The sequence below is a fragment of the Nocardiopsis rhodophaea genome, from assembly GCF_039530945.1.
Lineage (GTDB): Bacteria > Actinomycetota > Actinomycetes > Streptosporangiales > Streptosporangiaceae > Nocardiopsis_C > Nocardiopsis_C rhodophaea.
The window spans coordinates 40,683-54,711 of the sequence record NZ_BAAAPC010000009.1 but is presented as its reverse complement, the minus strand read 5'-3'; the positions used below and the strand labels follow the sequence as shown (position 1 = coordinate 54,711).

13 protein-coding genes are annotated in these 14,029 nt (G+C 69.4%); 7 read left to right on the top strand and 6 right to left on the bottom strand.

The features are described 5' to 3' along the window. Window positions 1–44 precede the first annotated feature (44 nt). Window positions 45–938 carry a DMT family transporter gene (locus tag ABD259_RS11790; protein ID WP_344162251.1) on the bottom strand — a complete coding sequence of 298 codons (894 nt, stop codon included), beginning with the start codon at window positions 936–938 and terminating at the stop codon, window positions 45–47. Between ABD259_RS11790 and ABD259_RS11785 the strand changes: the two genes are divergently transcribed. Then, window positions 937–2,397, top strand: a complete 1,461-nt coding sequence (locus tag ABD259_RS11785; RefSeq protein WP_344109353.1) for an aminotransferase-like domain-containing protein — start codon at window positions 937–939, stop codon at window positions 2,395–2,397. The two genes, ABD259_RS11790 and ABD259_RS11785, sit on opposite strands and share 2 nt — an antisense overlap. 43 nt (window positions 2,398–2,440) lie before the next feature. Here ABD259_RS11785 and ABD259_RS11780 read toward each other — a convergent pair whose 3' ends face one another. From ABD259_RS11780 to ABD259_RS11770, 3 genes are all read right to left on the bottom strand, one after another. Continuing rightward, complete coding sequence (locus tag ABD259_RS11780) at window positions 2,441–2,602, bottom strand: hypothetical protein (protein WP_344109355.1); 162 nt, start codon at window positions 2,600–2,602, stop codon at window positions 2,441–2,443. 53 nt (window positions 2,603–2,655) lie between these two features. After that, a complete protein-coding gene (locus ABD259_RS11775) occupies window positions 2,656–3,291 on the bottom strand; it encodes a TetR/AcrR family transcriptional regulator (protein ID WP_344162248.1) in 636 nt (211 codons plus the stop codon). 146 nt (window positions 3,292–3,437) lie between these two features. Continuing rightward, window positions 3,438–4,991, bottom strand: coding sequence for an FAD-dependent monooxygenase (locus ABD259_RS11770; RefSeq protein ID WP_344108832.1), 1,554 nt, complete (start codon window positions 4,989–4,991; stop codon window positions 3,438–3,440). A gap of 149 nt (window positions 4,992–5,140) precedes the next feature. Between ABD259_RS11770 and ABD259_RS11765 the strand changes: the two genes are divergently transcribed. From ABD259_RS11765 to ABD259_RS11750, 4 genes are all read left to right on the top strand, one after another. Beyond that, window positions 5,141–5,797 carry a TetR/AcrR family transcriptional regulator gene (locus ABD259_RS11765; RefSeq protein WP_344108834.1) on the top strand — a complete coding sequence of 219 codons (657 nt, stop codon included), beginning with the start codon at window positions 5,141–5,143 and terminating at the stop codon, window positions 5,795–5,797. A 292-nt stretch (window positions 5,798–6,089) separates the two neighbouring features. Further along, on the top strand, window positions 6,090–7,250 hold the full coding sequence (locus ABD259_RS11760; RefSeq protein ID WP_425573515.1) for a macrolide family glycosyltransferase: 1,161 nt from the start codon (window positions 6,090–6,092) through the stop codon (window positions 7,248–7,250). Between the two features lie 376 nt (window positions 7,251–7,626). Then, window positions 7,627–9,150, top strand: a complete 1,524-nt coding sequence (locus tag ABD259_RS11755) for a sodium-dependent transporter (protein ID WP_344108839.1) — start codon at window positions 7,627–7,629, stop codon at window positions 9,148–9,150. After that, window positions 9,150–9,287, top strand: a complete 138-nt coding sequence (locus ABD259_RS11750; RefSeq protein WP_344108841.1) for a methionine/alanine import family NSS transporter small subunit — start codon at window positions 9,150–9,152, stop codon at window positions 9,285–9,287. The genes ABD259_RS11755 and ABD259_RS11750 overlap by 1 nt, the downstream gene beginning before the upstream one ends. 72 nt (window positions 9,288–9,359) lie before the next feature. Here ABD259_RS11750 and ABD259_RS11745 read toward each other — a convergent pair whose 3' ends face one another. After that, window positions 9,360–10,805, bottom strand: coding sequence for an AMP-binding protein (locus ABD259_RS11745; protein WP_344162242.1), 1,446 nt, complete (start codon window positions 10,803–10,805; stop codon window positions 9,360–9,362). 686 nt (window positions 10,806–11,491) lie between these two features. Between ABD259_RS11745 and mtlA the strand changes: the two genes are divergently transcribed. Further along, window positions 11,492–12,568, top strand: coding sequence for a mannitol-specific PTS transporter subunit IIC (gene mtlA / locus ABD259_RS11740; protein WP_344108846.1), 1,077 nt, complete (start codon window positions 11,492–11,494; stop codon window positions 12,566–12,568). Beyond that, window positions 12,565–12,873, top strand: a complete 309-nt coding sequence (locus ABD259_RS11735; protein WP_344108848.1) for a PTS sugar transporter subunit IIBC family protein — start codon at window positions 12,565–12,567, stop codon at window positions 12,871–12,873. Before mtlA ends, ABD259_RS11735 begins: the two co-directional genes overlap by 4 nt. 55 nt (window positions 12,874–12,928) lie before the next feature. Here ABD259_RS11735 and ABD259_RS11730 read toward each other — a convergent pair whose 3' ends face one another. Next, window positions 12,929–13,876 carry a ribonuclease Z gene (locus ABD259_RS11730; protein ID WP_344108850.1) on the bottom strand — a complete coding sequence of 316 codons (948 nt, stop codon included), beginning with the start codon at window positions 13,874–13,876 and terminating at the stop codon, window positions 12,929–12,931. Window positions 13,877–14,029 lie beyond the last annotated feature (153 nt).

The following is a 14,029-nucleotide window of genomic DNA, read 5'->3' as shown; positions in this document are numbered from 1 at the left end:
GGCCGCGGACGTGGTCGGCCGGGCCACAGGAGTTCCCTCACCCATCAGCGGGCGCGCTGGGTGACGACGATGCAGCCCAGCACCACCATGGCCGTCAACGGCGCGGCGATCGACGGTTCCTCCCCCACCAGCAATACCGCCCAGAGGAGGGTCAGCAGTGGCTGGGCGAGCTGCAGTTGGCTGGCCTTCGCAACGCCGACCAGCGCCATGCCCCGGTACCACGCCACAAACCCGGCGAACTGGGTGATGACCGCGAGGTAGCCCACTCCGGCCAGGCTCGGCACCGTCAGGTGGACCGGCTCGACCGCCAGCGCGACCACCATCGCCGGAAGCATGACCGGCAGCGACACCACGAGGGCCCAGGCGATCACGTGCCAGCCCGGCATGCGCGCGGCCAGCCGTCCGCCTTCCGCATAGCCCGCCGCGCACAGCACCAAGCCGCCGAGCAGGTACAGGTCGCCCGCGTCGGGCGTGCCCCCGCTGCGCAGAACGGTGAAGCCGGTGACGGCCGCCGCCCCGACGAGTGCGGCCGCCCAGAAGGTGCGGGAGAGCCGCGTCCGGCTGCGAGTGGCGCCGATCGCAGCGGTAACGATCGGCAGGGCTCCGATGACGACCGCGGCGTTGGAGGTCGTCGACGTGGTCATCGCCAACGTGCTCAGCAGGGGAAAGCCCGCCACGCAACCCACAGCGACAACGAGGATCCCTGGCCACTGGTCGCGGCTGGGGCGAGGGGCGCGGGCCAGACGCAGGAACCACAGGGCGAGCAGTCCGGCCAGTCCGCAGCGCAGGGCGGTGGTACTCCACGGACCGAACCCGTGCAGCGCCCAGGCGGTCGCGGGGAAGTTCATCGAGAACGCGAGGACGCCGAGGGCGGCCAACAGGATTCCGCTGCGGACCGCTACTCTTTTAGAGGCGATAGCGCTATCATCTATCTTCATGAAACAGAGTAGCAGTGTGGCGGAGTTAGCTGCTGTGCTCCGCAGAGAGGTCAACCGCTACTCACCCGGCGAGAAGCTGCCGTCAAGCCGAGCGCTGGTAGAGCGCTACGGCGTGAGTCCGGTGACCGTCTCGCGTGCTGTCGCCGCGCTCGCCGCCGAGGGTCTGGTCGTCACCCGCCCCGGGGCGGGGGCGTTTCGCGCGCGGCGCCCCACAGGTGTGCGAAAGGCCGCCGACACCTCGTGGCAGGAAGTCGCGCTCAGTGCCGAATCGGCCTCCGCCTCCGGCGAGCCGATCCCCCGCACGGTCGACGCCTCCGGCGTGGACGCCACCCTGGCCGTCCCCGCGCCCGGCGTGATCGCCTTCAACGTCGGCTACCTGCACTCGTCCCTGCAGCCCGAGCGCTCACTGGCCGCGGCGCTCGCCCGCGCCGGCCGGCGCCCCGGCGCGTGGGCCAGCCCGCCGATCGAGGGCCTCGAAGAGCTCCGCGGCTGGTTCGCCCGCGGGATCGCCGGCACCGACGAGGGCGCCATCGGCGCCTCCGCCGTGATCATCACGGCAGGAGGGCAGAGCGCCCTCACCACCGCCCTGCGCGCCCTCGCCCCGCCCGGGGCACCCGTCCTGGTCGAGTCGCCCACCTACCCCGGGATGCTGGCCGTGGCCCACGCCTCGGGTGTGCGTCCCGTGCCCGTCCCGGTGGACGCCGACGGCGTGCGGCCCGAACTCCTGGAAGACGCGTTCCGCGCCACCGGCGCCCGCCTCTTCATCGGCCAGCCGCTCTACCAGAACCCCAGTGGTGCGGTCTTGGCCGAGGAGCGCAGGAGCGAAGTCCTGCGCATCGCCCGCGCGGCCGGGGCCTTCGTGGTGGAGGACGACTTCGCCCGCTACCTCGTGCACGCCGACGCCGGAGCCCCGCCCCGCACACTCATGGCCGACGACCCGGAGGGGACCGTCGTGCACATCCGCTCGCTCACCAAGTGCACCTCACCCAGCCTGCGCGTGGGCGCTCTGGCGGCACGCGGCCCGGCGCTGGAGCGGCTGCGCGCGATCCAGGTGGTCGACAGCTTCTTCGTCCCGCGCCCGCTGCAGGAGACGGCACTGGAACTGGTTGGCTCCCCCGCCTGGGGGCGCCACCTGCGGGCGGTCGCGGCCGGACTGACCGAGCGCCGGCGCGCCATGGCCACCGCACTCCTGAGTGAACTGCCCGACGTTCCCGCCCCCGCCGTTCCCTCGGGCGGCTACCACCTGTGGCAGCGCCTGCCCGAGGGCACCGACGAGACCGTGTTCGCCGCGGTCGCCCTGCGCGCCGGGGTCGCCGTCGCCCCTGGTCGGCCCTACTTCCCCGCCGAAGCACCGGCGCCCCACGTGCGGCTGAGCTTCGCGGGGACAGCGGGAACCACCGAGATCATCGACGGGGTCCGGCGGCTGCGCAGCGCCTTCGACCAGCTCGGCCTGCACTAGCGACGCGCGCCCAGCCCACGACGGACGGCGTACCGCCGGGCCGTTACCCCGCGACGGCGAGAACGATCTCGCGGCGGCCCGGCCGACTCTGGCCGCTCTCGTGTGCCGTGGCCGCCTCCTCCATCGGCGACACGGTGTCGATCCCCGCGTGGTCAGCCTCGATGAGCAGGCGGGGTTCGGCACGGCGGCGGCGCCGCGCCCGCACTTCCGGGCAATCCCCCGGAGTCTCCCCATGGGCGGCGACGCGTCGGCCGTCGCTTAGTCCGCGGGCCGCTCAGCGCGGGTCGCGTGGTGAAAGATATCGGCCAGCTCCCGGGCATGGGCCTCCAGGTTGTGATCGGGATAGGCCACCCAGTAGGCGAACATGCTGTCGATCGAGGCCTGCAGGCTGACCGCCATCACCCGAGTGTCGAACTCCCGGAACTCCCCCTTGGCCTGGCCCCCGCGGAAAAGGTCTTCGAGGCCCGTGTAGATCTCCTCACTCGCCGCGATCCCGTAGCGGGGCGAGCCGTCCGCGGTTCGGAAATTGACGAAGATCTCGCTCAGTGCCCGCAGGTGGGAACGGTGCCCGCGCATGAACTCCGCCACGGACAGGATGTGCGCACGCAGCATGTCGGCGGCCGTGCTCTCGCCCATGATCCGGGGGACCACGTAGTCGGTGGCGGAGAGGTAGATCTGCTCGACGACCTGCTCGATCAGCTCGTCCTTGCCAGCGAAGTGGTAGGAGATCACGCCCTTGCTGATCCCGGCGTGCTGGGCGATCCGCGCCAGGGAGGCCTTGGCGAAGCCGACCTCGGCGATCACCGCGACCGCCGCTTCGATGATTTGCGCCCGCCGCGCCTTCTCGATGAAGGAACGCTCCTGTTGGCCACCCTGCCCGACGTCTGGCCGCATGGCCAGAATCTAGCAAGCTTGGCTGGTCGCGATGTCGAACCGGTGACCCTTCGCCTGTGGCGGCAAGGTTCGGACGGCGTGACCGCTCAACGGGATACCGGCGAGTGCTGTCGCCGCTCAGTGATGTGCGGCTATGGCCTCACCTGTCAGGTCAATTCGGGAGCGCCGAACCACTGTTGAAGGGCCACGTCGAGCGTGTCCGCGGCTCCGTTGCCGTCCGTGGTCTCTGCCCAGGCGATGTGTCCGTCAGGGCGGATGAGAAGTGCCCTGGCGTCCACCGGGTCGATCGGGGTGGCCGCGAGGTGATCGACCCGGTCGCGCCGCCCTGCGGCCAGGTCGGCGTAATGGGGGGAGCCAGGGGTGAACTCCACCAGGAGGCCGTGTCCCGGGCGCAGTAGGTGGGACAGGCGGGTCGGGCCATGTGCGGTGTCGAGATCCAGGTCGGGAGCACGCTGCCCGATCAGCGGGTGTGCTGCGTGACGGACGGCGGTCGAAGCGTGGTCCGTGTCGGGCGCGGGACACGGCGCCGGATAGCGGACGTCGATCCCCGAGACCATCCCCGCCAGGCGCCGGTTGACGTCGGGCAGGCGCATGAGCTCGACGAACAGCTCGCGCAGGGCCCGCTTGGGCTCCTCATCCGTCCGGACGAGTTCCCCCTGGATCCGTGTGTTGTCCAGGACCTGGACGCCCACGGGGTGCCGCTCGGCCTCGTAGCTGTCGAGGAGATGGTCCGGGGCGTGTCTGCGCACGGCAGCGGATAGCCGCCAGCCCAGCGCGAAGGCGTCCTGCAGCCCCAGGTTCATGCCCTGTCCTCCGGTCGGGAGGTGGATGTGGGCGGCGTCGCCCGCGAGGAACGCGCGGCCGACGCGGTAGTGCTCGGCCTGGCGTGAGGCGTCGGTGAAACGGGAGGCGATCAGCAGCTCGTCCAGCTCCGCCTGGTCGCCGTACACGTCGGCCAGCACCTCGCGGACCTCCGGGGCCTCCACGGGCGCGTCTTTGCTGATGTCCTGGCGGGGTCCCATGAACAGCAGCCGGAAGGCGCCGCCGGGGAGCGGGTAGAGGACCGCGCGGCTGCGCGAGCCGCTCGTGAAGCGCTCACCGAAGTGTCGGCGGCGCTCCGCCGCACCGGCCGGGGCGCGTGAGAGCGTCACGTCGGCGGCCACCATCGTGGTGCGTCCGGGCAGTCCGGGAAACGGAATCTGGAGGAGGGACCGGACGGTACTCCGCGCACCGTCGCAGCCGACGATGTAGGCGGCGTCGACGCTCGTTGGCCCGCCGGGAGTGGCAAAGGCGGCGGTGACGCCATCGGCGTCCTGTTCGAGGCCGGTGAGGGTGTGCTCGCGGTTGACGGTTCCACCGGATCGGCCGAGCGCCGCTTCCAGCTCCTCCTCGACCCGCGCTTGAGCGACGATGAGCTGGTAGCGGTGGCGGGTCGGCAGCGTGGAGAAGTCGAGCGGGACAGGGAGCCCGGCGAAGTGCCCGGTGGGCACGCGTGCGGTGGCGTGCTGGGCGATGGGGGCCAGGAGGTCGCGCTGGTCCAGGATTTCGCAGCTTCGCGGGTGGAGGTTGCCCGCTTTGGATTGCGGGGTGCGCCCGGCGAGGCGATCGGCGACGGTGACGCGGACGCCTGCCGATGCGAGCTCGTTGGCGAGCATCAGGCCGGTAGGGCCGGCCCCCACCACGATGACGTCGGTGTCCATTTGGTCATCCTCCTCGGGTGAGGCCTCGGAGCGTGGCGAGACTCGCGACGCATGTCAGGACACAGGAGAGCACGAAAGATTAACTCGGTCAACTAAATTATCTGGTAATGTATTTGTCTAAGTTAATCGAGTGGCGCTAGGCTGGCCGCATGGGAGAGCAGGTGGGACTCAGAGAACGCAAGAAGCAGCGCACCCGCTGGGCCATCTCCAGTGCGGCGGTCCGACTCTTCCAGGAGTCAGGATTCGACCAGGTCTCGGTCGCCGACGTCGCCGCTGCCGCCGAGGTGTCCAAGCCGACGCTCTTCGCCTACTTCCCAACCAAGGAAGACCTCGTCCTGCACCGGTTCGCCGACCACGAAACCGAAGCCGCCCGCGTCGTGCGCGAACGTGCGGACGACGAGGCCCCACTGGCGGCCCTGCGTCGCCACTTCCTCGACGGCCTCGATCGCCATGACCCGATCACCGGACTCAACGACACCCGCGACGTGCTGGAGTTCCAGCACCTGCTGTACTCCACACCGGCACTCCTGGCCCGCCTGCCCGCCTACATCCTCCGCGGCGAGGAGGCACTCGCCGACGCGCTGGCCGACATCGACGGCACCGACCCCTTCGCCGCGCGCATCGCGGCCGGCCATATCGTCGCGACACAGCGCGTTCTGTCCACTCGCAACGTGGAGGAGATGCGCATAGGACGCACCGCCACCGACGTCCACCCCGAGGCCGTCGCGCGTGCCCACGCCGCCTTCGACCTTCTGGAGAACGGCCTGGGCACCGACTTCGGGGGCTCCTCGCCGGTCCGACGGTGAAGGGACGGCAGAATCTGTCCCTTCTGTCCACGCGGCCCGAAAATTCGTTACCGATCCGTCCCGAGATCGGCTACGTTGGCCGCCATGGCTTTCCTTCAGCTCTACGAGTGATCCGAGCAGCGGGCCGCGATCAACGCCCGCCCATGCTCCCGGCGCGTCTCCGCGCGGTCCAGGCCGCGGGCATCACCATCTCCTGCCCTGTTGAGCCCCACGCGCCGGTTCGATTTTCCTCGCACGCAGAACCGCCATGACTTCGTAAGGATCACCCGTGACTCGCCGTGCCCATATCGCCATGGTCTCCATCCCGGCCATCAGCCACGTCCTGCCCAGCCTGGAGGTCATCCGCGAACTGGTGGCCCGCGGCCACCGTGTCACCTACGCCAACGACCCCCAGCTGGAAGAGGTGGTGACGGGAGCCGGGGCCGAATTCGTCGGCTACACCACGACCCTGCCTATCGACGAGCACACCCATGACTGGCCCGACGACCCCATCGCCGCCATGGACCTCTTCCTCGACGACGCCATCGCCATGCTGCCGCAGCTGCGCTCCGCCTACGAGAACGACCGCCCGGACCTCTTCCTGATCGACATCTCCGGGACGGCGGCCCGCGTTCTGGCTGAACAGTGGGGCCTCCCCGTCGTCCAGCTCTCCCCCACCTATGTGCCCTGGGACGGCATCGAGGAGGAGGTCGGCGCGCCGCTCAGACAGCTCCCCGGGGCCGACGCCTACGTGAGGAAGTACCGCGGCTGGCTCACCGAGAACGGCATCGCAGTCCCCACCGACCCCGATGTGTACTTCCTCCAGCCGCCGACGCGGACCCTGGCGCTCATCCCGCGCGCCATGCAGCCGCACGCCCACACAGTGGACACCGACCTGGTCACCTTCGTCGGCCCCTGCGTCGGCGACCGCTCCGAGCAGGGCACCTGGAGCCGCCCGGCCGGCGTGGAGAACGTCCTGTTGATCTCCTTTGGGTCGGCCATCACCAACCAGCCCGACTTCTACCGGGAGTGCCTGTCCGCTTTCGGTGATCTGCCGGGCTGGCATGTGGTGCTGCAGATCGGCCGGGACCTCGACCCCGATGACCTGGGTGACATCCCGGACAACGTCGAGGTGCACCCGTGGGTGCCCCAGGTCTCCATCCTGGAACAGGCCGATGCCTTCATCACCCACGCGGGGATGGGCGGCAGCAGCGAGGGCCTCTACTGCGGGGTGCCGATGATCGCGGTCCCGCAGATGACCGACGGGTTCAGCAACGCCGACCATCTCGTCGAAGCCGGTGTCGCCCGGCGGGTGGACAACGAGGAGGCGACGGCCGAGAAACTGCGCTCAACTCTGCTGGAGCTGACAGCTGACCCCAAGGTCGCTGAGTGCTGCGCCGCCGCCCGCCGTGAACTCCGCGAGGAGGGGGGAACGCAGCGCGCCGCCGACACCATCGAGGGCATGCTGACCTGACGCGGCGGCGTCCCGCCTACCCGCCCCCGTGCGGAAGCACGCCGGAGCAGCGACGTGGCGCGGTGGCCCGGAGCCGATGAGCATCCCCCGGGCCACCACCCACCCGCGTTCTTCCGATCCAGCGCGGATGAGGCCTCCACGGCCGCCGAAGAGCGCTGGCTCCAAGGCGAAACCGTTTTGACAGAGGCCGGGGGCCACCTCGGCCCTGTCCCCATTGTCGTAGCGCAATCACCTCACCCGACGACGGGAGGCGAGACACAGATACGACCGGATCGTGATCGAGTGTTTCCCGACGTGGGGGATGTGTAGCAGAACACATTGCTGCTAATTTCGATCCGCTGTAATCCGGACGCACCTTTCAGAGGAGACCCCTGACATGGCAACGCAGCAGCGCGAGCAGTGGGGCACGCGCGCGGGATTCTTATTGGCGGCGATCGGGTCCGCGATCGGCCTCGGGAACATCTGGCGGTTCCCCTACGTCGCCTACGACAACGGTGGTGGGGCGTTCCTCGTCCCCTATCTCGTCGCGCTGCTGACGGCCGGTATTCCGCTGCTGATCCTGGAGTACACAGTCGGCCACCGGTTCCGGGGCTCGCCGCCCGCCGCCTATCGGAAGATAGCGCGACCGGCTGAGGCCATCGGATGGTGGCAAGTCCTGATCTGCTTCGTGATCGCGTCTTACTACGCCGTGATCATCGCCTGGGCGCTCCGCTTCGTCGGATTCTCGATCGGGCTGCAGTGGGGTGACGACCCCGGGGGCTTCCTCATGAGCGACTTCCTCCACGTCGCCGACGCGCCCGGGCCGATCTCGACCTACGTCACGGGCGTGGCGGTTCCGCTCATCGTGATCTGGGTGATCACCCTCGGCGTGCTGGCGCTGGGGGTCAAGAAGGGCATCGAGTGGGCGAACAAGATCTTCATCCCCCTGCTCGTCGTGCTCTTCGGCATCCTGGTTCTGCGGGCGCTGTTCCTCGACGGCGCCGCCACCGGTCTGGACGCCCTGTTCTCGCCCGACTGGTCGGCCATCACCAGCGGCAGCGTGTGGGTCGCGGCCTACGGGCAGATCTTCTTCTCGCTGTCGGTCGGCTTCGGCATCATGGTCACCTACGCGTCCTATCTCCGGCGCCGCGCCGACCTCACCGGCTCCGCCCTGGTCGCCGGGTTCGCCAACAGCTCGTTCGAGATCCTGGCCGGCATCGGCGTGTTCGCGACGCTGGGCTTCATGGCCGTGTCGGCCAACATCCCGGTCGACGAGGTCGTCGAATCGGGCATCGGCCTCGCGTTCGTCGCGTTCCCGCAGATCATCTCCGAGATGCCGCTCGGCGCGGTGTTCGGTGTGCTGTTCTTCGGCTCGCTGGTGGTCGCGGGGCTGTCCTCGCTGATCAGCATCGTGCAGGTGGTCATCGCGGCCGTCATGGACCGCACTGGCCTGAGCCGTGTGCCCACGGTGCTGGGCGTCGGCGGTGCGGTGGCCATCGCCTCCATCGTGCTCTTCCCGTCCGACCAGGGCCTGTACATCCTGGACGTCGCCGACCACTTCATCAACCAGTACGGCATCGCGCTCGCCGCGCTCATCCTGGTGATCGTGGTGGCCTGGGGGGTCCGCGGACTGCGGGGCATGCAGGACCACGCCAACGCCACCTCCGCGGTTCCGCTGGGCCTGTGGTGGCGCGTCACGCTGGGTATCATCACGCCGGTAGTGCTCGGCTGGATGATGATCGACAGCCTTATCACCGAGTTCAGCGAGAACTACGGTGAATACGAGACGTGGTTCGTCGCGTCCCTGGGCTGGGGCGTCGCCATCGGAGCGATCGTCATCGGCGTCGTGTTCTCTCTGCTCCCCTGGAAGCGCGGCGGTGCCCAAGAGGAATCGGACGTAGTCGAAGAAGGGACCCGCTGATGTCGGCCGGAGCCATCGTCATGCTGATCATCTCTATCGTGGTCGTGTGGGGCGGTCTGGCCACGGCCATATACCTGCTCCGCCGGCACCCCGAGCTGCCGGAAACCGATGAGGTCCCGGCCGACTCGGCAAGCTAGCCGACGAGAGGACACCGCACCACGGTGATTCGGGTGGCGCCCTGTTCGCTGGGGCGCCACCCTTCGGCGTTTTCAGAGCCGGAGGCCCCCGCCTCCGGCCGCAGGCGGGGGCAGGACCAGGGCACCATCGGTGCCGAGGCGGCCCTCGATGCCGATGCGCAACCATCCGTCGTCAAACGCGTGGCGGGTGCGTTCGGGGGCGTTCCAGTACTCGCGGAAGACTTGTGGCCCGCGCACCTCGATGCCGCCGTCGGGGGCCGGGCGGACCTGCACGTCCGGCAGTGGGAGACCGACGCTGTCGGGGCCGTGGCTGCCGCCGATGTCGAGGGTGAAGGGACCGCCCGTCTCCAGAATTCCGAAGCCGTGGACCACGGGCATCCCGGCGCCGGTGTAGAAGTGGGTGAGGCGCTGGGGAAGCGGTTCGACACCCACGATAAAGCGCAGCCGTCCGCCGAACCTCTCGCGGATGCGCGAGTACAGCCACTCGTGCATGGCGTGTGAGACGCGTCGCGCGATCCCTTTGCGTCCGGCCTTGCCGTATTCGACGGCGTGGTCGACCGCGGACTCGAACGCACGCAGATTGTCCCAGCCGGGGCTCTTCGACTTCTCCACTGCGATGGCGCGTTCCACCGAGCAGACCTGGTCGAGCAGGCGCTGCCGAGTGAAGAGAAACACCGGGCGGAACTCGCTGATCTCGCGCCGGAGCGGGGTGCGCCGGTGCGGAAGACCGACGCGGATGCGCGCCATGACGCAGGCGATCAGGACGGTCTGCCCGAACACTCCGGTCAGCGGCAGGTGCAGCAGCGTTGCGGGCGGCTCATCGGGGGCCTCATCGAGCAGCGGATACAGCCGGTCGACCAGCCCCTCGGCGGCAGCGAGGAGGTTGCCGTGGGTGAACACGACACCGTGCGAGCTCAGTGCGGTGGTCGGCGGGTGGATGATCGCCGCGAAGTCCTCACGGACGGTGTCCTGGCGGCGGAACAGGACGGCGGAGGGGTCCATGTACGCGCCAGCGGAGACGATCGCCCGCAGCCCCGAACCGCGGGAGGGTTCCGCACTGTCAGGTTGCAGGCCGTCCAGCCGCCAGACGCGCGTGAGCGCGTTGAGCTCGCCATGGATGTCGGCGACGGCCCGCAGGTGTCGGCGAGTCTCCACAATCACGGCGCTGGGTGAGGTGTCGCGCACGATGAACTGCAGACGCGCGGGCGAACACGCCGGATGGACGGGGACGAGGACGCCGCGCACCGCCCACACCGCGAACGCGATCAATGCCCACTCGTACCGCGTTCCACACGCCAAGACCACGCGATTCCCTGGCTCGATGCCGGTGGCGATGAGCCCTTGGGCAACGGCGGTGACGCCACTGGCGAATTCGTGGGCCGCGATGTATTCCCATTCTCCGTCCGCCCGGTACGCGAACCCTCCCTCGGCCGGCGTCGTTGCGGTCTGGTAGGGGAGATTGGAAAGCCCATGGAACCGCAGCGTCCACGGAAAGGGGTGAGCGCGCCGATCTCGCATGTCAGAGCAATCCTTTGCGCGGCAGGGAGATTTTCGGCGGTGCGGCGCCGCACCCTGCGAGCTTTCTAGGGTCAGGTGATGCCCTACTATTCCTGCTTCGTTTGCTGGAAGGCAAATCGTCCGACGCGGCGGATATTGAAATCTGAACTTATGGTGCCAAGGGTGGCGCCCGAACCGTGCGGAGCAGCTGTGCGCAGGGAGGCCGAGGTCCGGGGCGGCAGGGATCGAGCGTGCTAGCAAAGGTCTGGTATCCGGTCATTCCAAGACCACATCGCGATGTTTTGCAGCAGGCACGATGCTGCGTTCCGCACCAAAGCCTTTTCTCCCTCTCTGATCTTCGCCGAACTGGACACCAATACGCGTCCGCGTCTATTCTCCTGCACGCGCGACCGGCCAGGTGAAAGGTGAAGAGGATGGAGACGGTGGGGATCGGGATGGCCGCATCGGATGCCATGGTTAATCACCGACCTCACGCGCCCTGAACGCGCCCGGAGACGAATTCTGGCCGACACAACCGGGACGTTGACAAAAGCACAGGTGACCCCGTAGCCGCACGACCGCGCCCGAACGCTGACGATCGACCGCCTTCTGGCGGCGGATGAAACAACGGAACGCTTTCCGCGTCCTGCGCGCCCCTCCCCGCACGCGCGCCTCATCTCGGCCCCCGACCCCCCCTGGAGACCGCATTGACGGCACCCGCCCCTCTCCCGCACAGCTCCCGCATCCGCGCGGGCGTGCAGCGTATCGGCGGCAACCTCGCCGGGATGGTAATGCCCAACATCGGCGCGTTCATCGCCTGGGGCCTCATCACCGCGCTGTTCATCCCCACTGGCTGGTTCCCCAACGAGACCTTCGCCCAGCTCGTCGAGCCGATGATCATGGTGCTGCTGCCGGTACTCATCGGCTACACCGGCGGGCACATCGTGCACGGTCAACGCGGAGCGGTCGTCGGCGCCACCGCCACCGTCGGCATCGTCGTCGGCGCCGACGTGCCCATGTTCCTCGGCGCGATGGCCATCGGTCCGCTCGCCGCCCAGGTCGTCAAGCTCTTCGACCGCCTCGTGCAGCACCGCGTGCAGGTGGGCTTCGAGATGCTGGTGAACAACTTCAGCGCGGGCATCATCGGCGGGGTGATGGCCGTCGTCGGGATGCTCACCATAGGCCCGCTGGTGGAGACACTGGCTACCACCCTCGGGGCCGGAGTGCAGTTCCTGGTCGACCTGCACATGCTCCCCATCGTCTCGCTCCTCGTCGAGCCCGCGAAGGTGCTGTTCCTCAACAACGCGATCAACCACGGCATCCTGGGCCCTCTCGGAGCCGCCGACGCCGCCGAAACCGGCCAGTCCATCGCCTTCCTCATCGAGACCAATCCCGGCCCTGGCCTGGGGCTGCTGCTCGCCGTCCTCTTCTTCGGCGCGCGCACCGCGCGCACCTCCGCCCCCGGCGCGATCATCATCCACTTCCTGGGCGGGATCCACGAGATCTACTTCCCCTACGTGCTCGCCCAGCCCCGCCTGGTCCTCTCGGTCATCGCGGGCGGTGCGTCGGGCGTGCTCGTGTTCATGCTCAGCGGGGCGGGCCTGGTCGCCACGCCGTCCCCGGGCAGCATCATCGCCTACATGGCCGTCACCCCCAAGGGCGGCCACCTCGCCGTGCTGGCGGGTGTCGCCGCCTCCACCCTCGTGTCGTTCCTCGTCGCCGCCGCGCTGCTGCGCTTCGGGCGCACGGCCCGGCCCGCCACCTCACCGGAGGCTTCCTCATGAACACCATCAACGGATCCGACATCCGCCGGGTCATCATCGCCTGCGACGCGGGGATGGGCAGCAGCGCCCTGCTCACGTCGCAGCTCTCCCAGGCGCTGTCCGCCTTCGGGGTCACGGTGGGGCACGCGCCCGTCGACCGCGTCCCCGCCGACGCCGACCTGGTGCTGTGCCACCGGGCGCTGGCCGACCGCGCGCGGGCCAGTGCTCCGTGTTCGGTCGTGAAGACGTTCACGATGTTCCTCGGGGATCCGGTGTTCGCCGAGGTGGTGGAGTCCATCAAGGCGAACGCTCGGCTCACCGGATGACGCTGGTGCTTCGGTTGGTGGTCCGGGTCCGCCTGGACCCGCCCCACCGGCGGCGTCAGCGCCGACGGCGTGGAACCGCGACCCGCTGCAGGTCGGCGGCGAGCACGATATCGCCGTCGAACTCCGCCCCCGCCTCGGCGAGGAAACGGGAGTCGTCGGCGGGCTCGTAGCGCTCGGAGATGTGCGTCAACACCAGCCGCCGGACCCCGGCCTCCGCCGCGATCCGACCGGCCTCAGCCGCCGTCAGATGGGCGTAGTCCGCGGCCAGCGCGGCCTCGGACTCCAGGTAGGTCGACTCGATCACGAGCAGGTCAGCGTCTTGGGCCAGCCGCACCGCGTTGGCGCACGCCGCGGTGTCCATGACGAACGCGAACACCTGGCCCCGCCGTGTCTCGGCGCATTCTTCCCTGTGGACGAGGTGGCCCGCGGCGTTGCGCACTTGCCCCTCCTCCAGCAGTGTGCGGATCGCCGGACCATGGACACCCCGTGCTGCGAGCCGTTCGGGCAGCATGCGCCAGCCGTCGGGCTCAGCCAGCCGGTACCCGTAGGTGGGGAGCCGGTGGCGCAGTGGGCGCGCCGTCACCATGAGTTTCCCGCTGCCCGGCCTCTCGGGCTCCTCGGTCAGGACCGTCTCCTCGCCGACGACCGGCTGCTCGGCGATGACGTCGGTGTCGCCGAAGGCCGTGGCGTGGCGGAGGCGGCGCCAGTACTCCTCGCCCTCCCACGGAAACACCGCGTGCACCGTGTGTGGGACCTTGTCGCGCGCGATCCGCTGCACGACCCCCGGGACCCCGAGGCAGTGGTCTCCGTGGAAGTGGGTCACGCAGATGCGGGTGATGTCGTGCGCCGAGAGCCCCGCGTAGCGCATCTGCCGCTGCGTGCCCTCACCCGGGTCGAACAGGATTCCGTGGGAATCCCACCGCAGGAAGTAGCCGTTGTGGTTGCGCCGCTTGGTCGGCACGGCGCTGGAGCTGCCCAAGACCACGAGTTCTCGCGCTGACATGCGCGACATCATCGCAGTACAGCGGGGCAGGGACGAACCGGTTTCCGCCGTGGCGACCGGACGGCCGAAGGGTCCTGGGGGCCGGAGCCGGGAGGCGCCGCTTTTCCGCCGCGATCGGCCTCGCTCCGTTCGCCTCATCAACCTGCGCATTCG